General features: G+C 66.2%; 1 protein-coding gene. It reads right to left on the reverse strand.

All coding sequences use genetic code 11. The features are described 5' to 3' along the window. Window positions 1–204 (reverse strand): hypothetical protein (locus BGIM_RS66190; RefSeq protein WP_193789059.1); only part of this gene is annotated, 204 nt, incomplete at both ends.

Here is a 204-nt window from a genome sequence, read left to right on the forward strand (position 1 = left end):
GTCGCGGGCTTCGTCGTCGATCAGCGCGGAGAGGGCGTGCAACCGCACGCCGTGATCCGCATCGGCGAGAGCTTGTGCCAAGAACGCCTGGGCGGCGGGCGTGTGCTTCTTGATGAAACCGTCCACGGCGAGCGTGCGAACGTCGGCGTACTTCGACTTCAGGGCCGCTTCGAGCGGGGCAAGTTCCTTTGTCTTCCGCGTCGC

Origin of the sequence: Zavarzinella formosa DSM 19928 (assembly GCF_000255705.1) — a bacterium.
GTDB lineage: Bacteria > Planctomycetota > Planctomycetia > Gemmatales > Gemmataceae > Zavarzinella > Zavarzinella formosa.